15 protein-coding genes are annotated in these 19,453 nt (G+C 67.7%); 14 read left to right on the forward strand and 1 reads right to left on the reverse strand.

The annotated features are described in order from the left end of the window. Positions 1-35: 35 nt before the first annotated feature. Positions 36-2,141, reverse strand: coding sequence for a hypothetical protein (locus Q0741_RS10075; RefSeq protein WP_298233066.1), 2,106 nt, complete (start codon positions 2,139-2,141; stop codon positions 36-38). A gap of 604 nt (positions 2,142-2,745) precedes the next feature. On the opposite strand from Q0741_RS10075, the gene Q0741_RS10080 reads away from it, so the two are divergent. The 14 genes from Q0741_RS10080 (at position 2,746) to Q0741_RS10145 (ending at position 19,453) form a co-directional block, all read left to right on the forward strand. Next, the gene (locus Q0741_RS10080; protein ID WP_298233067.1) at positions 2,746-3,459 is read left to right on the forward strand and encodes a TetR/AcrR family transcriptional regulator; all 714 of its coding nucleotides are present in this window, start codon (positions 2,746-2,748) and stop codon (positions 3,457-3,459) included. A 121-nt stretch (positions 3,460-3,580) separates the two neighbouring features. Next, complete coding sequence (locus Q0741_RS10085) at positions 3,581-4,837, forward strand: alpha/beta hydrolase (protein WP_298233068.1); 1,257 nt, start codon at positions 3,581-3,583, stop codon at positions 4,835-4,837. A gap of 31 nt (positions 4,838-4,868) precedes the next feature. Then, a complete protein-coding gene (locus tag Q0741_RS10090) occupies positions 4,869-5,747 on the forward strand; it encodes a VOC family protein (RefSeq protein WP_298233069.1) in 879 nt (292 codons plus the stop codon). 40 nt (positions 5,748-5,787) lie between these two features. Continuing rightward, positions 5,788-7,467, forward strand: a complete 1,680-nt coding sequence (locus tag Q0741_RS10095) for an AMP-binding protein (protein ID WP_298233070.1) — start codon at positions 5,788-5,790, stop codon at positions 7,465-7,467. 61 nt (positions 7,468-7,528) lie between these two features. Continuing rightward, positions 7,529-8,674 carry an FAD-dependent monooxygenase gene (locus Q0741_RS10100; protein WP_298233071.1) on the forward strand — a complete coding sequence of 382 codons (1,146 nt, stop codon included), beginning with the start codon at positions 7,529-7,531 and terminating at the stop codon, positions 8,672-8,674. 30 nt (positions 8,675-8,704) lie between these two features. After that, positions 8,705-9,688 carry a tripartite tricarboxylate transporter substrate binding protein gene (locus Q0741_RS10105; protein WP_298233072.1) on the forward strand — a complete coding sequence of 328 codons (984 nt, stop codon included), beginning with the start codon at positions 8,705-8,707 and terminating at the stop codon, positions 9,686-9,688. 146 nt (positions 9,689-9,834) lie between these two features. Next, the gene (locus tag Q0741_RS10110) at positions 9,835-10,620 is read left to right on the forward strand and encodes an Asp/Glu racemase (RefSeq protein WP_298233073.1); all 786 of its coding nucleotides are present in this window, start codon (positions 9,835-9,837) and stop codon (positions 10,618-10,620) included. Positions 10,621-11,048: 428 nt separating this feature from the next. Beyond that, positions 11,049-12,536 (forward strand): ATPase domain-containing protein, encoded by a 1,488-nt coding sequence (locus tag Q0741_RS10115; protein WP_298233074.1) that lies wholly within the window; start codon positions 11,049-11,051, stop codon positions 12,534-12,536. Between the two features lie 11 nt (positions 12,537-12,547). Further along, a complete protein-coding gene (locus Q0741_RS10120; protein ID WP_298233075.1) occupies positions 12,548-14,107 on the forward strand; it encodes a hybrid sensor histidine kinase/response regulator in 1,560 nt (519 codons plus the stop codon). A 221-nt stretch (positions 14,108-14,328) separates the two neighbouring features. Continuing rightward, complete coding sequence (locus Q0741_RS10125) at positions 14,329-15,288, forward strand: tripartite tricarboxylate transporter substrate binding protein (RefSeq protein ID WP_298233076.1); 960 nt, start codon at positions 14,329-14,331, stop codon at positions 15,286-15,288. A 44-nt stretch (positions 15,289-15,332) separates the two neighbouring features. Next, positions 15,333-15,722, forward strand: coding sequence for a cupin domain-containing protein (locus Q0741_RS10130; RefSeq protein WP_298233077.1), 390 nt, complete (start codon positions 15,333-15,335; stop codon positions 15,720-15,722). A 156-nt stretch (positions 15,723-15,878) separates the two neighbouring features. Then, on the forward strand, positions 15,879-16,775 hold the full coding sequence (locus tag Q0741_RS10135; protein WP_298233078.1) for a LysR substrate-binding domain-containing protein: 897 nt from the start codon (positions 15,879-15,881) through the stop codon (positions 16,773-16,775). Between the two features lie 227 nt (positions 16,776-17,002). After that, positions 17,003-18,259, forward strand: a complete 1,257-nt coding sequence (locus tag Q0741_RS10140) for a CoA transferase (RefSeq protein WP_298233079.1) — start codon at positions 17,003-17,005, stop codon at positions 18,257-18,259. 30 nt (positions 18,260-18,289) lie between these two features. Continuing rightward, entirely contained in the window at positions 18,290-19,453 is a 1,164-nt protein-coding gene (locus tag Q0741_RS10145; RefSeq protein WP_298233080.1) for an acyl-CoA dehydrogenase family protein, read from the forward strand.

Raw genomic sequence — 19,453 nt, forward strand, 5'->3', positions numbered from 1 at the left:
CTTGCGAGGCGGTGGCCTGCCGGAGAAGCGTCTTTTCAGATGGCGCCGTCGCTCAGGGGCGGGAAGTTGGGCACCACGTCGTTCCAGCGCAGCCGCAACTCGTCGTCGGTATGGCTGTTGCCAAGAATGGCGTAGTTGCTGCCGAAGTCGACACCCAGCGCCGGCAGCGGCAGCTTGGCCGTCGCGCCGACCACCTCGAAGTCGACCACTTCGTCCAGCAGCCCCAAGGCGGTCACGAACTTCTCGGCACCGTGGCAGCCATGTTCGGTGAACATCGGCGCCGAGGCCGGGGCGCCCAGCGCCAGACCGATGTGGCCCGTGGACGTCGCGGTGTCCACCCGCAGGTTGGCGAAGATGAAGCGGCCGGCGGTGCTGCCGTCGCCGTCGATCATGTCCAGCTGCGAGCCGAAGTCCGCCGAGTCGCTCCAGGTGACGGTGCAATACTTGTCCACCCGGTAGGATCCTGACGCGGACAGCCACATGCCGGTGTCGCGGGCGCCCGTTGCGAAGCGCACCGGGTTCGTCGGCGCACGGCCCGGCGCCTCGCGCACCTTGCCAATGTCGGCGCGCCAGCGCAGCACCATGCTGCCGTCCACGCGCAGGCCGTTGCGGGTCTGGTCGAGCCACTGGTAGTCCACCGGCATCCGCCACTCGGTGATCTGACGCACGTTGCTGCGGTGCTCGTCAACCTTCACGTAGACCCCGCCAGCCGAGCCCATCCCGCTGGCCGGCAGGTCGCAGACCACGAGGTCGTTGCTCCAGGAACGCACCTGGCGCTCAGTGCTGTCGATGTAGACCTTGCCTGTTCGCGTACCCAGCTGGCCCAGGATGCGCAGCTCGTTGCTCCGCTCGTCAACTTCGACATGGTGGATCGCGGGTGCCAGGATCGAGCTCGCGGCGCTTCCGGGCCGCGGCTTGCCGACGAATCGGGCGCCGCTCTCTGGATCGGTGCTGCGGCCCTTGCGGTCCATGTCGGCAATCACGTCGTCCCACGCGAAAGCGCGCTGGCGTGGGCTCTCCGGCTCGATGACGTTGGCGCCGAGCAGTCGATCGACGAAGTACGGCGGTGCGCTGTAGGCGCCAGCGGCTGAGACGGTTTCCGTCCATCCCAGGTAAACGCCGGCGCCCCTGGCGTGGCACGCGAAGATGAAGCCGCCGGCATGGGCCGCACTCGAGGTGTTGGCGCTGCTGCAGGCGTTGATGATCACGACGCTGTGATCGGCGAACCGCCAATAGCGGGTCACGAACTCGGCGGTGATGCCATAGCGTGTCTGCAGCACCGGCACCATCTTGCCGTTGACGTTCTCACGTAGTCCGGTATCAGCGGTGAAGTACGTCAGGCGCAGGTTGGCCATGTCATCGCGGATATCCGGCATCGCCTCGGTCGCGGCAGTAACCGGCGTCGACGACTGCACCGAGTACAGGTAGGGCGCATCCTTGTCGTTGTGCAGCACGTGAGCCCACGCGCCACCATGGGCATTCAGGTAGAAGAAGCCATCCCCCTGCACCGCGCGCAGCGTCGTCAGCCGGCCATCGCCCTCCGCACTCGGCCGCACCGTGTAGCCGTGTGCGGACAGCAGCGACCCGAGTTGCGTCACCGTGGACTGGCCATCGAAGTTGGGGCCGAACGAGTGGATTACCCGCGCGTGGCGTGAGCCTGGAACCTCGACGCGCGCGGCGAGCTCTCGCAGAGCCGGCGCAGCCGCCGTGGACAGGGCCCTGGTCTCGGGTTCGACAAAGCGATTGCGCGCAACCAGGTGCACGCGGCCGTCCTCGAAGATGCCGCAGGCGGTGAGCGTCGCGGCATCGACACCGGTGTGTGCATAGCCGCCGCTGGCGGCCATCCGCGCCGCGACGGCCTCGACGTAAGCAAGGGGTGCCAGCTGCTGCGGCTCGAGCTCCCGGCAGTGGGCCTCGATGGCCGCGATGGTCGCAAGCCGTGCCGTGTCGGCGGCATCGCCGCCGGCCGGGGCGTTGGGCTCGGTGGGGCCCTCTGGTGTGCCGGCGTCGTCGCTCCCGCCATCGCCTCCGCCTCCACAGCCGGCCAGCCACAACGGCGTACTGACGGAGGCGGTGGCACCGGCAATCAGGTTGAGAAAGCGGCGTCGGCTGGGCGGGCGCGAATCGAAGCAGTGCGGCATGGCGGAGGTCGGGCAAAACGAAACCGCGCAGGGTAGGCAGGGGCGCCCGCCAACTGCACCCCTGCGCGGGGGTGAAATGGGAGTCAGCCGCGCGACTTCCTCCGCCACCCTATGCGGCCTGTTTGCCGGTTCGATCCGATGCGTGTTGATCGCCTGCTCAACGCTTCGACGAACTCGCCAACGCTGTATGGCTTGCGCAGCACCTGCATCGGCCGGCTCGCCCGCTGGGTCGTGTATCCGAAGGGAGCGTCGGCCTGTGTACGTCGCACCAGTCGTGCAGCCCTGACTCCTTCAATGACGTCGATCTGCTGTGCCGTGGGCATGCACATACCGCTGCACCCGGCGTGCAAGTTCACCCTTGTGGCCGCCCCCGAGCTGAGGCCATGCATCAAGCCACAGTGCACGTGTCTTACTTGTCCATATTTTCGTCAACAGTTGGCAACCCATTGCGGCTCGTTTGCCCAGGTCGGCCGCCACGAGTCGCCTTTTCATGGCGGCCGGCCACTTCAAGACAGGTTTTCCGGCCGCACCGAAGGCCTCGTAGGGGGCCGTTCCCCGTTCCTGGCCGCTGCCCCGTGGCAAGCTTTCCGTCAAAGGAGATGCCATGTCCAAGGCCGCTATCGCAACCAAGACCCGCCAGCAGTCCCGTGGTGAACTGAATCGCCAGTCGATCCTCAACGCGGCTTCGCTGCTCTTCATCGACAAGGGATTCGGCGGCACCAACATCAACGACATCGCCGATGCGCTGGGTGCGACACGCACCGCCGTCTACTACTACTTCCAGAGCAAGGAAGCGATCCTGGAAGCGCTCACCGAGGAAGTGACGGAACAGGCCGGCGAGCTTGCCCGCAGCGTCAGCGGCCACGACGAATTGCCGCCCGAAGAGGCACTGCGCAAGCTGGTGAAGCAGCATGCCACGCTGATCCTGACGCACCCGCTGCAATTCCGGGTCGTGGAGCGCAGCGAAAGCAGCTTGCCGGAGCCCCGCCGCGCCGCGGCGCGCGCGGCACGCCACTCGGTACTCAACCATTTCGTGCACGTCATCCAGCGCGGCATCGACGCGGGTGTTTTTCTCGCACCCGACGCCCGGGTCGCCGCGCTGGCCGTCATTGGCATGTGCAACTGGAGCGCCTGGTGGTTCGAGCCGGAGGGCAGTGCCGTCGAGCCCGTGGCGCAGGCGCTCACCGAGCTGGCGCTGCGCTGCGTGGTGCGGGACCAGCAGCGTCACCAGCGCCCCGCCTCTGTCGCTGAGTCGATCCGACTGCTGCGCGAGCACCTCGACCTCCTGGAGGAGCAGACGCGCCACGCGTCGCCTTGAGCGCGTGACTCCTGGGGAAAGTCCTGATCTGACTCAAGTGTCAAACGTTTGACGTAAGCGTCAGTGCGTTCTATCGTTGAGCCATGTCAACGAGAGGCGCCGCTGCCGCGGCGTTTGCACGATGCGTCAAACCCTGGCCCAGCCCACCGCCGGCTTTCTCAACACCGACTGGAACCCGCGCGACATCCCGAACGGCACGGCAACGCGCAACGTGGTGCTGCGCACCGCGGATGGCGCGGCCACCGGGGGCTCGCTGTACACGCCGGCGGGCGGCAGCCGCACCGTGGTGTGCGTCATGCACCCGCGCGAGTTCATGGCGTGCCACTACCTGATCCCGGACATCGTCGGGGCAGGCTGTGCGGCCTGGTCGCAGTCGCCGCGCTCGGTGGGCAACGACCTGCGCCTGGAGCACGAGTTCGCGCTGCATGACGTGGCCGCGGGCCTGGCGTTCCTGCGCGCGCAGGGCTTCGAGCGCATCGTGCTGCTGGGCAACTCGGGCGGGGCGGGCCTGTACGCCTTCTACGTCCAGCAGTCGTCGCTGCCTGGGAGCGAGCGCATCGCGCGCACGCCGGGTGGCCGGCCGACACAGTTGGCCGAGCTGGACATGCCTACCGTGGACGGCCTGGTCTTCGTGGGTCCGCACCCGGGGCAGGGCGCACTGCTGATGAACTGCATCGACCCCTCGGTCAGCGACGAAGGCGATGCGCTGTCGGTGGATGCGTCGCTGGACCCGCTGAACCCCGACAACGGCTATTGCGGCCGCGAGGGCACGCGCTACGCGCCAGCGTTCATCGAGCGCTACCGCGCCGCGCAACGCGCACGCGTCGAGCGCATCGACGCCCTGGCGCGCGAGCTCATCGCGGCGCGCATGGCCGCGCGCAAGCGCATCAAGGACATGGGCGATGCGGCCTCGGCCATGGACCGGCGCATGGCCGCGCACACGCCCATCATCAACGTCTGGCGCACCGACGCGGACCTGCGTTGCTTCGACCTCTCGCTCGACCCCTCGGAGCGCCGGTTCGGCTCGCTGTGGGGCAGCGACCCCTTCGCGTCGAACTACGGCGCCGTGGGCTTCGCACGCCAGTGCACGCCCGAGAGCTGGCTCTCGACCTGGTCGGGCCTGAGCTCCAACGCCACGCTGGAGAAGACCGCCGCCGCGCTGGTGCAGCCCACGCTCGTGGTCGAGTACACGGGCGACCAGGCGTGCTTCCCCGGCGACGTGCGGCGCATCGTGGAGGCCATCGCTTCCTCGGACAAGCAGCACCTGCGCGTGCGCGGCGACCACCACGGCCGCGCCCTCTCGTCCGGCGAGGAGCCGGGCCGCCTGGCCGCCGGCCGCCATCTGGCCGACTGGCTGCGCCAGACCTTCCCTCGCTGATCTTCTTTCCTCACTCCCTCAGGAGACTTTCATGTCGGCTCAATCCCCGATGCCGTCGCGGCTGGTGCTGCGCGGCGTGGACCACACCGCGCGCCCCACCTGGAAGCTGCGCGAGACGGTCGAGTTCTATCGCGACACGCTGGGCCTGCCGCTGGTGCACGTGATCTCCGCCCGCGGCTGGGGCCCGGCCACGCATCCGGACTTCCTGCACTTCTTCTTCGACAGCGGCAACGGCAGCACCATCGCCTTCTTCTACTACCTGGGCAGCGACGAGCCGGCGTCGCTGCAGGGCCGCGCGAAGCGTTCGCCGCTGCCCGAGGACCACGTCTTCGACGCCACGCACACGGCGTGGCTGGTGCAGGACGCCGCGGAGCTGCGTGCCTGGAAGGAACGGCTGGAATCCCGGGGCCTGAACGTTTCGGTGGAAACCACGCACGAAGTCATCGAGTCGATCTACGTGCGCGACCCCAACGGCTACTTCATCGAGTTCACGCGCAAGCTGCGCCCGCTCGCCGAGATCGACGCGGCCGATGCCGCGCTGACGCTGCAGGCCGCCATGGAGGCCGAGGACCGGGCCGCGCAGGCTGGCCGCCGTGTCACGCGCATTGACGAGGTCTGGGCGCGCAAGGGGGCGCTGCTCGATGGCGAGCGCGGCGCGGGCGTGCGCCTGTTCGTGCCGCGGGTGGAGGAGTTCGCCTCGCTGGTGCAGGCCGCGCGCCGACGGGATGCCTGCCAAGTCAGCGAGGCCGCGGGCTACCACGTCATCGACGCCGACGAACCCATCGAGTTCGGCCGCAGGGAGCTCGGCCTCAAGCCGGCCGTCTGGTGGGGGCTCTTCACCGGGGGCCTGCGCGGGACCATCGAGGCCTTCGATCGCGACCACGTGCGCATCGTCCCGCAGGCGGCCTGAGACACCGGTCTTTCCAGAGCATCACCCGAGGAGGCAAGCCATGTCCGGCCCCCTGAACCCCATCGAGGGCGTCATCTACCACCGTGCCGAGGATGCCCGCCGCTGGCTGGCCGAAGGCGCGTGGATCGGCAACACCGTCGGCGACGTGCTGCACGACACCGCGCGCCGCCACCCCGACCGTGTCGCCTTCGCCAGCGATGAGCGCGGCATCACCTTTCGCGAGCTCGACGAGGCGACGGACCGTCTGGGCGCCGCATTGCTGGCGCTGGGGCTGGAGGCGGGCGACCGTGCGATCTTCCAGCTCGGCACGACCGTGGAAACGGCGCTCGCGCTGCTCGCCTGCTTCAAGGCGGGCATCGTGCCGGTGTGCTCGCTGCCCCAGCACCGCGAGGTCGAGATCGGGCAGCTGGCGCGGCAAAGCGGCGCGCGCGGCTACTTCGCGCAGGCCGACTTCGGCAGCTTCGACCTCGTGGGCTTCGCCCGGCAGATGGCGCAGCAGCTTCCCGCGCTGCGGCACCTGGTGGTCGTGCGCGGCCGGGCGGAGGGATTGCCTGACCTGCAGGCACTGATCGACGCCATGCCGCTGCAGGAGGCGCGCCGGCGCCTGCGCGACGTGCCCCTGGGGCCCGAGGACGTGCTGAGCTTCCAGCTCTCCGGCGGTACCACCGGGTTGCCCAAGATCATCCCGCGCTTCCACGCGGAGTACCTGGGCCATGCCGCGGGCTGGATGCGCACCTACGGCATCGATGCGGACAGCCGCCTGATCTGGTCGCTGCCGCTGCTGCACAACGCCGGCCAGCTCTATGCCCTGGTCCCGGTCGCGCTGCTGGGCGTCACGGCGGTGCTGATGCCCAGGGTGGATATCCGCCGCATGCTGGAACTCATCGAGCAGCACCGCGTCACGCATGCGCTGTCCATCGGGCCCATCGCGCCGCAGCTGCTGGCCTACACCGAGCTCCCGCGCCACGACCTTTCTTCCCTGCGCCTGTTCGCGACGATGAGCCGTGCCGACAGCCTGGAGGCGCATCTGGGGCTGCCGTGCTCGAACCTGTACGGCATCACCGAGGGGCTGCTGCTGGGCTCGGGGCCGGATGCACCGGCCTTGCGCCGCCATCGCACCCAAGGTGCCTCGGGTTGCGCCCAGGACGAGATCCGCCTGCTGGAGCCGGGCTCCGAGACGCCCGTGGCACCGGGCGCGATGGGCGAGCTGTGCTTCCGGGGCCCTTCGACGCTGCCCGGCTTCTTCGATGCGCCCGAAACCAATGCCCAGGCCTTCACCTCGGACGGCTTCTACCGCACCGGCGACATGATGAGCGCGCACGTGGTGGACGGCGTCACCTGCTATGCCTTCGAGGGGCGGCTGCGCGACAACGTCAACCGCGGCGGCGAGAAGATCGGCTGCGAGGAGGTGGAAGCCTTCGTGAGCCGGCACCCGGCCGTGGCCGATGCCAAGCTCGTGGCCATGCCCGACCCGTTCTACGGCGAGAAGGGCTGCGTCTTCATCATCCCGCGCCCGGGCCAGCGAGCGCCCGACGTGGCCGAGCTGGCGCGGTTCCTGGTGGCGCAGGGGCTGGCCAAGTACAAGTGCCCCGAGCGCGTCGAGACCATCGAGGCCTTTCCGGTCACGCGCGTGGGCAAGCTCGACAAGCCGGCGCTCAAGCGCCGGATCGCCGAGACCCTGGAGCGCGAGGCCGCCGCGGCCCAGGGAAGCCGGCCGTGATGAGCACCGAACACGTCGCGAGCCTGCTCCCCCTCCACGCATCCCACCAGGAGACCACCCCATGAAGATCGCCGTCATCGGCGCCGGCCCGGCCGGCCTGTACTTCTCGCTGCTGGCCAAGAAGCACGACCCTCGGCACGAGATCCGCGTCGTCGAGCAGAACCCGCGCGATGCCACCTACGGCTGGGGCGTGGTGTTCTCCGACGTGGGCCTGGGCTTCCTGCGCGAGGCCGATCCCGAGTTCTTCACCGAGTTCACCGCGCACCACGAGCGCTGCGACTACATGGAGATCGTGCACCGTGGCACGCGCGTGCAGGTGCACGGCAACCACTTTTCGCGCACCTCGCGCATCGACATGCTGGGCGTGCTGCAGCGCGCCTGCGAGCGCCAGGGCATCCAGGTGGAGTACGGGCGCCGCATCGAGGACGTGGAGGCGCTCTCGCGCGAGGTGGACCTCGTGATTGCGGCCGACGGCGGCAACAGCGCCGTGCGCCGGCAGTACGCGCAGCACTTCCGGCCCAGCTTCGAGAAGCGGCGCAACAAGTTCGCCTGGTACGGCACGCGCCAGCGCTTCCACCCGGTGTCGCTCATCTTCCGCGAGACCGGGCACGGCGTCTTCATCGCGCACAGCTACCAGTACAGCCCCGAGCTCAGCACCTTCCTGGTCGAAGTCGATCCGCACACGTGGCAGCGCGCCGGCCTGGGCCGCATGAGCGAGGACGAGAGCCGCCGCTACTGCGCGCAGGTGTTCGCCGCCGACCTGGGCAGCAACGAGTTGCTGACCAACCGCTCGCTCTGGTTCGAGGCCAACATCGTCAGGAACGAGCGCTGGACGCACCGCAACATCGTGCTGCTGGGCGACGCGCTGCGCACCGTGCACTTCTCGCTCGGCTCGGGCACGCGCATGGCGATGCAGGACGCGATCGCGCTGCACCACGCCATCGCCGAGCACCCCTCGGACCTGGACGCGGCCTTCGCGGCCTTCGACGGCACTCGGCGCCCCGCGTCGTCCACGTTCCAGGCCGCCGCGGCCCGCAGTCTCGACTGGTACGAGAACGTTGCCGACCGCATGCACCTGGACCCGGTGAGCTTCGCCTACGACTACATGCGCCGCACGGGCCAGGTCACGCACGAGGAGCTGCGCCGGCGCGACCCGCACTTCACGGGGGCCTACGAGCAATTGCATCCCCAGGCCACCGCCGCCTGAAGCACGACCACCACCACCGGAGACAAGACCGTGACGACATCGCTGACACATCGCCGGCTGTACACCGCCGCCCTCCTGGCCGTGGGCCTGGTGGCCCCCGCCACGGCGCAGACCTTTCCCGCCAAGGCGGTGCGGGCCGTGCTGCCGTACTCCGCAGGCAGCGGTCCCGACGCCGTGGTGCGCCAGGTGGGCGAGAAGCTGGGCAAGGACTGGGGCCGGCAGGTCATCGTGGAAAACAAGCCTGGTGCCAACGGCTGGCTGGCGGTGGGCGACGTCAAGCGTGCTCCGGCGGACGGCTACACCCTGCTGGCCGTGGACAACACCCACGTGACGTTGCAGCCGCACCTTTACAAGCAGCTGCCGTTTTCGCCGACGAAGGACTTCGAGCCGGTGTCGCCGCTGTACTCGACGTACTTCTTCATCGTCGTGCCGGGCAACTCGCCCTGGAAGACGGTGGCCGACCTGGTGGCGGCAGCCAAGGCCGAGGACGGCAGGCTCACCTACGGCACCTGGGGCATGGGCAGCGTCGCCCATGTGGGCACCTCGATGCTCGAGTCCGCCACCGGCACCCGCATGACGCACGTGCCGTTCAAGGAACTGCCCCAGCTCTACTCGGCCGTGGCCACCGGCGAGGTGGCGTGGGCCTTCGGTACCGCGGCCACCGTGGCTCCGCTCTACAAGGCCGGGAAGGTCAGGCTGCTGGCCGTGGCGGCGCCAAAGCGCCTGCCCGGCTACGCCGACGTGCCCACGGTGGCCGAGGCCGCCGGACCGGCTGGCTTCGAGCTCAAGACCTGGGTGGCGCTGTTCGCCCCCAGGAGCACGCCCAAGGCCGTGATCGAGAGGATCAACGCCGGCGTCGGCACTGCGCTGATGGCCCCCGAGGTCCGCGAGCGCCTGGCCGTCTTCGGCTTCGAGCCGTGGGGTGGGGCGCCTTCGGATGTCGCCACCGCCATCGATGCCGACACCCGCCGCTTTGCCGACATCGTCAAGCAGGCCCGTATCCAACTCGACTGACGCTGCACTGGGAAACAAGCCCGGGTGCGGCCGCATCCCCGTGCCGGTTCAAGCGCAGGGCGAGCCCCGGCGCCCGAGACCTGTCGCCTCACCCGTCCAGGTTTGAAGCTGCATCCTCAACTTACGCTCAATCCAGAGACAACGACATGTTGACCCCGTTGCGCATCGGGCAGATCGTGCCCAGTTCCAACACCACCATGGAAACCGAGGTTCCGGCCATGCTGCGCGCGCGCGAAGCAGTCCGTCCCGAGCGTTTCACCTTCCACTCCAGCCGCATGCGCATGCACAAGGTGACGAAGGAAGAGCTCGAAGCGATGAACAAGGAGGGCCTGCGCTGCGCCGCCGAGCTGGCTGATGCACGCGTGGACGTCATGAGTACCGCCTGCCTGGTGGCGATCATGGCAATGGGGGTCGGCCACCACCGCAAGGTCGAGCGCGAGCTGACCGAAGTCGCGCGAGCGAATCGTTCGTTGGCACCCGTAATGACCTCGGCCGGCGCGCTGATCGATGGACTCAAGACGCTGGGGGCCAGACGCATTTCGCTGATGGCACCTTACATGCGACCGCTCACGGACCTGGTGGTGCAGTACATCGAGCATGAAGGCATCGAGGTGATTGACGCCATTTGCTTCGAGATCCCGGACAACCTCGAAGTCGGCTTGCGCGACCCGCACCTTCTGCTGCAAGACGTGAAGCGCCTCAACACCCAAGGAGCCGATGTGGTGGTGGGCTCCGCGTGCGTGCAAATGCCCTCGCTGCCCGCCATCCAGCCACTGGAGGATCGGTTGGGAGTTCCCGTCGTGTCGACCGCCATCTGCACGGTGCGGCGCATGCTCGACCATCTCGGGCTCGAGGCGGTGGTGCCCAACGCCGGCGCGCTGCTGTCCGGACGGTATCCCGCCGCGGCGCCCGTGGGCGCACCTGCCGTTTGACCCGGCTTCGCCGGCCAACACCTCGGGCGCCCAGCATGAGGAGACGATGCAACGAAGGGAAGATGGTGGGCAAACCCCGGGCCTATCGGGAAATTCTGCAGCCAGCCGGTGGACCTGCCGGTGAACCAGTTGCAAGGACCCAGGCCGCCCATACGCATGGAGGCAGCGGGTTCTCGCGTGATCCAGGAAGCGCTCAAAGATTCCGCTGGCCCAGGCAGTCCCTGGGTGTGTCCAGGGGTTAGAGTGCCAAGGCCATGCCGGAGCCGGTGGTCCCTGACCCTGCCGCGCGGCGGCCCCTGGCACACCGGGCACGCGACTCCGACATGGCGGCGCTGCCGGATGTCGGCCTCTGATCAATGGGGCTGCGAGTCACAGACCTTGCGCAGCATCTGGCTGCGCATGCGGGTTGCTTTCGTGAGGCGGCTGCCATGGAACACCACGACGACACTCGACGCTCCTCTACCGGCGTGCCCGGCCTTGACGACGTGCTGCACGGCGGGCTGATCGAGCACCGGCTGTACCTCATTGACGGCAACCCGGGCGCGGGCAAGACGACGCTGGCGCTGCAGTTCCTGCGTGAAGGCGTGCGTGTGGGTGAGCGCTGCCTCTACATCACGCTGTCCGAAACCCGGGACGAGTTGCTGGCCGGCGCCGCCTCCCATGCCATCGAGCTGGACGGCGTGGAGATCGAGGAGCTTGTCGGGCACGAGGGCGAGCTCGACGGCGAAGCGGAACTGACGATGTACCACCCCTCGGAGGTGGAGCTCACCGAGACGACGCGTCAGGTGCTGCAGGCCGTGCAGCGCGTCAACCCCAGCCGCATGGTCTTCGACTCCCTGTCGGAGCTGCGGCTGCTGGCGAACAGCTCGCTGCGCTACCGGCGCCAGATCCTGGCGCTCAAACAGTTCTTCGCCGCGCGCCGCTGCACGGTGCTGCTGCTCGACGACCGCACGGCCGAGGGGCCTGACCTGCAACTGCAGAGCATCGCCCACGGCGTGATTGCGCTGGAACAGCGGGCACCGCCCTATGGGCAGGCGCAGCGGCAGCTGCGGGTGGTGAAGTTCCGCGGCAGCGACTTCCGCAGTGGCTTTCACGACATGGCCATTCGCCGTGGCGGGCTGCAGGTATTCGCGCGCCTGGCCGCCGTCGACCATGGCAACGATTTCCAGCGCGACACCGTGCCCAGCGGCGTGGCGGCCCTGGACGCGCTGCTGGGCGGAGGCATCGACCGGGGCACGACGACGCTTCTGATCGGCCCGCCGGGCAGCGGCAAGTCCACCGTGGCACTGCAATACGCGCACGCGGCCGCGGCCCGTGGGGCGCATGCGGCGGTGTTCGCCTTCGACGAGTCGCGCGCCATTCTCCTGGCCCGCTGCGCGGGGCTGGGCATGCCGCTGGTGGCCGGCACGGGCGCGGGGCAGGTCCACGTGCGCCAGATCGACCCCGCGGAGATCGCGCCGGGCGAGTTCGCCGCGCTGGTGCGCGAGGCGGTGGAGGCGTCCGGGGCCCGAGTCATCGTCATCGACAGCCTCAACGGCTATCTCAACGCCATGCCCGACGGGCGCTTCCTCACGGCCCAGCTGCACGAGTTGCTGAGCTACCTCAACAACCACGGCGTGGCGACGTTCCTGGTCGCCGCCCAGAGCGGCGTGCTGAGCCCCAACATGCAGGCGCCCGTGGATGCCAGCTACCTGGCCGACACCGTGATCATGTTGCGCATGTTCGAGCACGAGGGCCGGGTGAAGAAGGCCATCTCGGTGCTCAAGAAGCGCAGCGGCTGCCACGAGGAGACGATTCGGCAGATCTGGTTCGATGGTGATGGCGTGCACCTGAGCGCGCCGCTGACGCGGCTGCGCGGTGTGCTGGCCGGGGTGCCCGTGGAAGACAGCCTGCACGCCGAGGGCCCGATATCCTGAGCCGCCCGGTCATGAATCCGCTTGGACAGCGCGTGCTGGTGTTGCCGCCGACGCGCCGCGACGGCGAGGTCACGCTGGCCTTGCTGGCGCAGGCCGGCCTCGATGGCGTGGTGTGCGCCACCCCGGCCCTGCTGTGCGAGCACATGGCGCAAGGCGCAGGTGTGGTCATGCTCACCGAGGCCGCGTTGTGCGACCCGGCCATCGAGCAGCTCGTGGCTGCGCTGGCGCTGCAGCCGCCTTGGTCGGACATGCCGGTGGTGGTGCTGGCACGAGATCGCCAGCCGCCACTGGTGGTGGCCCGAGTGCTGGAGCGGCTTGGCAACGTGACGCTGCTGGACCGGCCCGTCTCGGCCCGCTCCATGCTCAGCGCCGTCCGGTCCGCACTGCGGGCGCGGGAGCGCCAGTACCAGATTCGCGATCACCTCCTCCTGCAGGAGCGCGCGGAAATTACGTTGCGCGAAGGCGATCGGCGCAAGGACGAATTCCTGGCCACCCTGGCGCACGAACTGCGCAACCCGCTGGCGCCCTTGCGCAACGGGCTGTCGGTGCTGAAAGCCCTGGCCTTGCCATCGCCGGACCCTCGCTTCGCGGGCGTGCTGGGGATGATGGAGCGGCAGATGGGGCTGCTGGTGCGGCTCGTCGATGACCTGCTGGACGTGGCGCGCATTTCGCGCGGCAAGATCGACCTGGTGCGCCAGCCGCTGGAACTCCGAGAGGTGGTGGACGCGGCCCTGGAAGGCTGTGCGCCGCTGATCAGGGCTGCGCGCCATGAGGTCGAGGTCCACCTGGCACCCCAGCCGGTGTGGGTCGAGGCTGACCGCGCCCGGCTCGTCCAGGTGCTGGGCAACCTCATCGGCAACGCGGCCAAGTACACGCCCGATGGCGGCCGCATCACGGTGGAGTTGCGCTTGCGCGGGGGTAGCGCCGAGCTGAGCGTGGCGGACACCGGCGTGGGCATCGCGCCGGAAATGCTGACCCGCGTGTTCGACATGTACGTGCAGCTCCAGGACGGCGCCTCGCGCGCGCAGGGCGGCCTGGGCCTGGGCTTGTCGCTGGTGCGCCGGCTCGTCGAGATGCACGGCGGCACGGTGGCCGCTCACAGTCCCGGCCCGGGTGCGGGCAGCACCTTCGTGGTGGCGCTGCCGCTGCTGTCCACGCCGGCGCCGCAGGCGCCAGCTGCGTGCAACAGCGGTCCGCCGAAGCCGGCCAATACGCTGCGTGTGCTGGTCATCGACGACAACGCCGACGCCGCCGACGCGCTGTGCATGTGCCTGCAGGCCATGGGCCACACCGCATGCGCCCGCTACAGCGGCAGCGCCGGCCTGCAGGCCGCGCAGGCACTGCGGCCCGATGTCGTCTTCTGCGACATCGGGCTGCCCGACATCGACGGGCGTGAAGTGGCGGCGCGGCTGCGCCGGGACCCGGCGCACTGCGGTGTCACGCTGGTGGCGCTCACCGGCTGGGGCGCTGCGAAGGACCGGCAGCTGTCCAGCAGTGCCGGCTTCGACGCCCATCTCACCAAGCCCGCCTCCATGGAGGACATCGGCCAGGTGCTGGGCTCTCGGTCGTGAGTCCGGGCCAGCCGGTTCGGGACCTGCCGCCGCTCGGAGCCTGGGCCGCCAGCCTGGAGCGACGATTCACAAAACGAATCGACCGAACCTAACTCTGAATTGGACTCGAATCGGTCCAGCCCAAAGAATCTTCCTGACTTGCTCATCGCGCATGCCTCGCTGTCGTGCCAGGTGCCGCGACCCGCTTGCCGATCCACCGGAGTCAAGTAGGAGACAAAACCATGAGACTGGCTTCCCTTGCCCTTTCGCTCACCGCACTGCTGTTCGCCCAGACGGCGCATTCGCAGTCGTACCCGACGGACCCTATCACCTTGGTTGTTCCGTTTGCCGCAGGCAGCGGTACGGATGCCGTGGCCAGAGTGGTCGCCAAGGGCCTCTCCGAGCGCCTGAAGCAGCAGGTACTCATCGACAACCGTGCCGGAGCCAATGGCCAGATCGCTGCCCAGTTCGTGGCCAGTTCCAAGCCGGACGGCTACACGCTGATGATGACGACGAACACGCCGCATTCCGCAAATCCCGGCCTGTATCGCAAGCTGCGCTATGACCCCGTCAAGGACTTCACCGCCATTACACGAGTCGGCGAACTTCCCTTCGCGGTCGTCGTCAAGCCCCAACTGCCCGTGAAGTCACTGCCGGAGTTGATTGCTTATGCAAAGGCACACCCCGGCAAGCTCTCCTACGCGACGCCAAACAGCACCTCGCTCGTGGCATCCGAGACGATCAAGCGGCTGGCCGGCATTGACGTGGTCGGCATACCGTACAAGTCGAGTCCGCAGGCGCTGACCGAGCTCATTGGCGGGAACGTGGACATGTACGTCGTCGATCTCGGATCGGGCGCGGCGATGATCAAGGCCGGCAAGGTTCGCACGCTCGCAACGACAACCGTCAAGGCAGTCAGCACCCTCCCGGGCATACCTCCGGTCTCGCAGACGCTCAAGGGGTTCGACGTCACGTCATGGAACGGCATCCTCGGACCTGCTGGCTTGCCTCGACCCGTGGTCGACAGGATCAATGCCGAGGTTCTGGCCGTGCTCAGCGACAAGGGTGTCCAGGAGCAACTCAGCCAGCTTGGATTCGAGGTCTGGCCGAGCAAGTCACCGGAAGAGTTCGGCAAGTACGTGACCGACCAATTGGCACACTGGACTTCCATGATCAAGCAAGCGGGCATCCAGGCCGAGTGACCCAATACCGTAGCAGCGTCGGCTGACCGAGCGCGCCTGACATCATGAGTCATCCTTTCCGCTATCTCATCCGTAGCGCAGACGTCCCGGCCTACCAGCCGGCCAACCACAACCACACGAGCAATCAGCGCCTGATCGGCCCGGACAACGTCGGTGCTCGGCACATGGAAGTCGTGCTCGGGACACTGTCACGCGGCGGTGGGGCGCTGCCGCACGCGCATCCTGGCATTGAGCAGGCGTGCTACCTGCTTGAGGGTACGGCTCGGGCCGAAGTTGCGGGTGAATGCTTCGACATGGTTGCGGGCGATATGTGTTTCTTCCCCGCCAACGAGAAACACGTGTTCACCGTGACCAGCGATGAGCCTGTACGGCTGCTCGTCTTCTACAGCCCACCGTACGGCGAGTCGCCTGACAAGGTCATCCGGGCGGCGTGACGCTGAGCACCCAACGCATGTCTGCTGCCGGGAAGGCATCTCCCCGGTTGGTTACCCGTGCCATGACCGCCGCTCGGCGGCGGCGCCAGCGACGAGATCGGGCCGCAACTGGAAACGGGCTGCCCTGCCTCGACGGAGTTCCGGCCAAAATTGGCCATGAAGCTCCATTCCCTGCGCTACTTTTCCGTCCTGGCCGAAGAACTTCATTTCGGCCGTGCCGCCGACCGCCTGGCGATCACCCAGCCCCCGCTGAGCTCAGCAATCAAGGCGCTTGAGGAAGAGCTTGGCGTTCGCTTGTTCGAGCGCGACAGCAAGCAGGTGCAGCTCACGCCGGCGGGTGCTGCGTTCCTTGTCGACGTCCAGGTGATCCTGGAGCGTGTGGCGCGCGCCAAGGAGACCGCCAAGGCGGTGGCCAGCGGGTTGCGTGGACGCCTGGACATCGGCGTGACGAGCTCGCTCTTCTACCGGGAGCTGCCCAGCATCCTGAAGGCCTTCGGCGACCTCATGCCCAATATCGAGGTCACGTTGCGCGAGATCGGTTCTGCGCAACAGGTCGACGCCTTGCTCCACGGTGAGCTGCATGCGGGCTTTATCAACGCGGCCACCGTGCCGCCGCAATTGCGCTCCATCGCGTTGCGCACGGACAAGCTTGTGGTCTGCCTGCCCGAGGGGCATGCCCTGGCCACTCGCAAGTCGCTGCGGATCGTCGATCTTGCGCAGGAGCGCTTCGTCATGTTCGACCGGGACGTCGCTCCGGCCAACTACGACAACGTCATTGCCTCCTTCAGTCACGCCGGAGTCCATCCGCGCACTTACCATGCCGCAAGGCAGTGGCTGACCATCATCGCGATGGTTGCCAACGGCATTGACATCGGGCTCGTGCCGCAAAGCCTGGCCCGTTGTGGCATGAGCGGCGTCTGCTTCGTCCCGTTGCGCGACGAGTATGCCGCTTCTCCGGCCCTGATGGCCTGGAACCCCAGCTATAGCTCGGTTGCGCTGGAGAGCTTCGTCCACTGCGCCGAAGAGATTCTTCAGCCGGAAACCAGCCCGTAATCGTCGTTGGCCGGGACTATCCGGGCGCTGGCGCCAAATGGTTGTGTAAGAAACCCGTAGCCGGAACCCGCGCAGCTTCTGAAATGCCAGCGGCATGGCGCGCGGACGATTCGCAAAACGAATCGTTCAAGCCGAATACTCAATTGGACCGCAATCGTCGCCCTGCCTAAAGTGGCTCCATCGTGATTCGTCGTTCCTTCGAACGACAACCGACGGCAAGGAGACACATGAAACACGACGAATCCATGGGGCCGGCCAGCGGTCCCGGCACTGCGCAACGCAGCAGCGGACCCTTGGCAGGGGTCAAGGTCCTCGACTTGACGTCGGTCGTGATGGGACCGTTCGCCACGCAGATCCTCGCCGCGCTGGGCGCCGACGTGATCAAGGTGGAGTCCCCCGAGGGCGACAACATGCGCCATGTCGGCCCCATGATGCATCCCGGCATGGGTCACATCTACCTGCATGCCAACAGGGGCAAGCGCAGTGTCGTGCTGGACCTCAAGCAGCCCCAGGCACGCGAAGCTGTGCTGCAACTGGCCGAGCGCTGCGACGTGCTGATTTCCAACGTGCGACCCAAGGCGCTGGCACGGCTGGGCCTGGACTACGACTCGGTGCGTGAACGCAATCCTCGCCTCATCCACGTGTCGTGCTGCGGATTCGGCCAGGACGGCCCCTACGCCGCGAAGCCCGCTTATGACGACTTGATCCAGGGCGCCTCCGGCCTGCCCTGGCTGATGAGCCAGTACGGCGCAGAGGCACCATGCTATGCCCCCGTGACCCTGGCGGACCGCGTGACAGGACTGCATGCCGTATACGCGGTGACGGCCGCCCTCTACGAGCGTGAGAAGTCCGGCGTCGGCCAGGCCGTGGTGGTGCCCATGTTCGAGGCGATGGTGCAGTTCGTGCTCGGCGACCACTTCGCCGGCTTGACGTTCGAGCCGCAAAACGGTGATCCCGGCTATGCGCGGCTGCTCACGGCACATCGCCGTCCCTACGAGACCAAGGATGGCCACCTTTGCGTGCTCATCTACAACGACAAGCACTGGAAGTCCTTCTTCACGGCGATTGGACAAGGCGAGCGCTTCGAGAGCGATTCGCGCTTCTCCAGCCATACCAACCGCGCCAAGCACATAGACCAGGTCTACGCCTACGTTGCCGAACTGATGCGCACCCGCACGACGGCCCAGTGGCAGGCGCTGCTCGATGCCGCCGACATTCCGAACATGCCGATGAACTCGCCGCACGAGCTCCTGGAGGACGCACACCTCAACGCCGTGGGCTTCATCAGGCGCGAGGAGCATCCGACCGAAGGCCCGATGCGCACCATCGGCAACCCCACTGCCTGGTCACGAACGCCGTGTCGCGACCTGCCCCCTGCGCCACGCCTGGGCGAGGACTCGGTTGCGGTGCTCGGGGAACTGGGCTGGTCCGCCTCCGACATCGAGGCATTGAAGAACGCACGGGGCACCACGAGCCCGACCTGACGACGGATGCTGACACTAAGGAACGCTGAAATGAACTTCGAACTCACCGACGACCAGCAACAGATCATCGACGCCATCCAGCGCACGTGCAGCCCCTTCGATGCGGACTACTGGTTGCGCAAGGATCGCGAAGGCGGCTTTCCCCATGACTTCCACCGCGCCATGGCCGATGCAGGCTGGCTCGGTATCGCGATGCCGCAGGAGTACGGTGGGGCGGGGCTGGGCATCACCGAGGCGGCGTTGATGATGCAGACGATCTCGGCCACCGGCGCGGGACTCTCCGGCGCCTCGGCCGTGCACATGAACATCTTCGGCCTGCATCCCGTGGTCGTCTTTGGCAACGAGGAGCAGAAGGCCCGCTGGCTGCCACCGCTCATCGAAGGCAAGGACAAGGCTTGCTTCGCGGTCACCGAGCCCAACACCGGGTTGAACACCCTCAAGCTCAAGACGCGGGCGGTGCGCAAGGGCGACCACTACGTCGTCTCGGGGCAGAAGGTCTGGATCTCTACGGCCCAGGTGGCCAACAAGATGCTGTTGCTGGCGCGCACGACGCCGGTGGAGGAATGCAAGGGAACGCAGGGACTGTCGCTCTTCTATACCGATCTGGACCGCTCGCATATCGAGGTGCAGGAGATCGAGAAGCTCGGGCGCAAGTGCGTCGACTCGAACCAGGTCTTCATCGACGGGCTGCGCATTCCGGTGGCTGACCGCATTGGCGAGGAAGGTAAGGGCTTCGAGTACATCCTGCACGGCATGAATCCCGAACGGATCCTCATCGCCTCGGAAGCCATTGGCCTGGGCAAGGCGGCACTGTCGCGTGCCGCGCAGTACGCCAACGAACGCGTGGTGTTCGACCGTCAGATCGGCAAGAACCAGGGCATCCAGCATCCCCTGGCACGGTCGTGGATCGAGCTGGAGGCGGCCAACCTGATGGTGCTCAAGGCCGCGTCGCTGTACGACGCGGGCAAGAGCTGCGCGGCAGAGGCCAATGCCGCCAAGTTCCTGGCCGGCGAGGCCTGCTTCCACGCCTGCGAGAACGCCATCCTCACGCACGGAGGCATGGGCTACGCCAAGGAGTACCACGTCGAGCGCTACATGCGCGAAGCATGGATCCCGCGGCTGGCGCCCGTGAGCCCACAGCTGATCCTGTGCTTCATCGCCGAGAAGGCGCTCGGCCTGCCCAAGTCCTACTGA

Source organism: uncultured Azohydromonas sp., from assembly GCF_937926365.1.
In the GTDB taxonomy this organism is placed as follows: domain Bacteria; phylum Pseudomonadota; class Gammaproteobacteria; order Burkholderiales; family Burkholderiaceae_C; genus Azohydromonas.

What these genes read in the sequence shown, in the direction of transcription:
- Q0741_RS10075 (WP_298233066.1), bottom strand. Translation starts at nt 2,141, where the DNA reads ATGCCGCACTGCTTCGATTCGCGCCCGCCCAGCCGACGCCGCTTTCTC.
- Q0741_RS10080 (WP_298233067.1), top strand. Translation starts at nt 2,746, where the DNA reads ATGTCCAAGGCCGCTATCGCAACCAAGACCCGCCAGCAGTCCCGTGGT.
- Q0741_RS10085 (WP_298233068.1), top strand. Translation starts at nt 3,581, where the DNA reads ATGCGTCAAACCCTGGCCCAGCCCACCGCCGGCTTTCTCAACACCGAC.
- Q0741_RS10090 (WP_298233069.1), top strand. Translation starts at nt 4,869, where the DNA reads ATGTCGGCTCAATCCCCGATGCCGTCGCGGCTGGTGCTGCGCGGCGTG.
- Q0741_RS10095 (WP_298233070.1), top strand. Translation starts at nt 5,788, where the DNA reads ATGTCCGGCCCCCTGAACCCCATCGAGGGCGTCATCTACCACCGTGCC.
- Q0741_RS10100 (WP_298233071.1), top strand. Translation starts at nt 7,529, where the DNA reads ATGAAGATCGCCGTCATCGGCGCCGGCCCGGCCGGCCTGTACTTCTCG.
- Q0741_RS10110 (WP_298233073.1), top strand. Translation starts at nt 9,835, where the DNA reads ATGTTGACCCCGTTGCGCATCGGGCAGATCGTGCCCAGTTCCAACACC.
- Q0741_RS10115 (WP_298233074.1), top strand. Translation starts at nt 11,049, where the DNA reads ATGGAACACCACGACGACACTCGACGCTCCTCTACCGGCGTGCCCGGC.
- Q0741_RS10120 (WP_298233075.1), top strand. Translation starts at nt 12,548, where the DNA reads ATGAATCCGCTTGGACAGCGCGTGCTGGTGTTGCCGCCGACGCGCCGC.
- Q0741_RS10125 (WP_298233076.1), top strand. Translation starts at nt 14,329, where the DNA reads ATGAGACTGGCTTCCCTTGCCCTTTCGCTCACCGCACTGCTGTTCGCC.
- Q0741_RS10130 (WP_298233077.1), top strand. Translation starts at nt 15,333, where the DNA reads ATGAGTCATCCTTTCCGCTATCTCATCCGTAGCGCAGACGTCCCGGCC.
- Q0741_RS10135 (WP_298233078.1), top strand. Translation starts at nt 15,879, where the DNA reads ATGAAGCTCCATTCCCTGCGCTACTTTTCCGTCCTGGCCGAAGAACTT.
- Q0741_RS10140 (WP_298233079.1), top strand. Translation starts at nt 17,003, where the DNA reads ATGAAACACGACGAATCCATGGGGCCGGCCAGCGGTCCCGGCACTGCG.
- Q0741_RS10145 (WP_298233080.1), top strand. Translation starts at nt 18,290, where the DNA reads ATGAACTTCGAACTCACCGACGACCAGCAACAGATCATCGACGCCATC.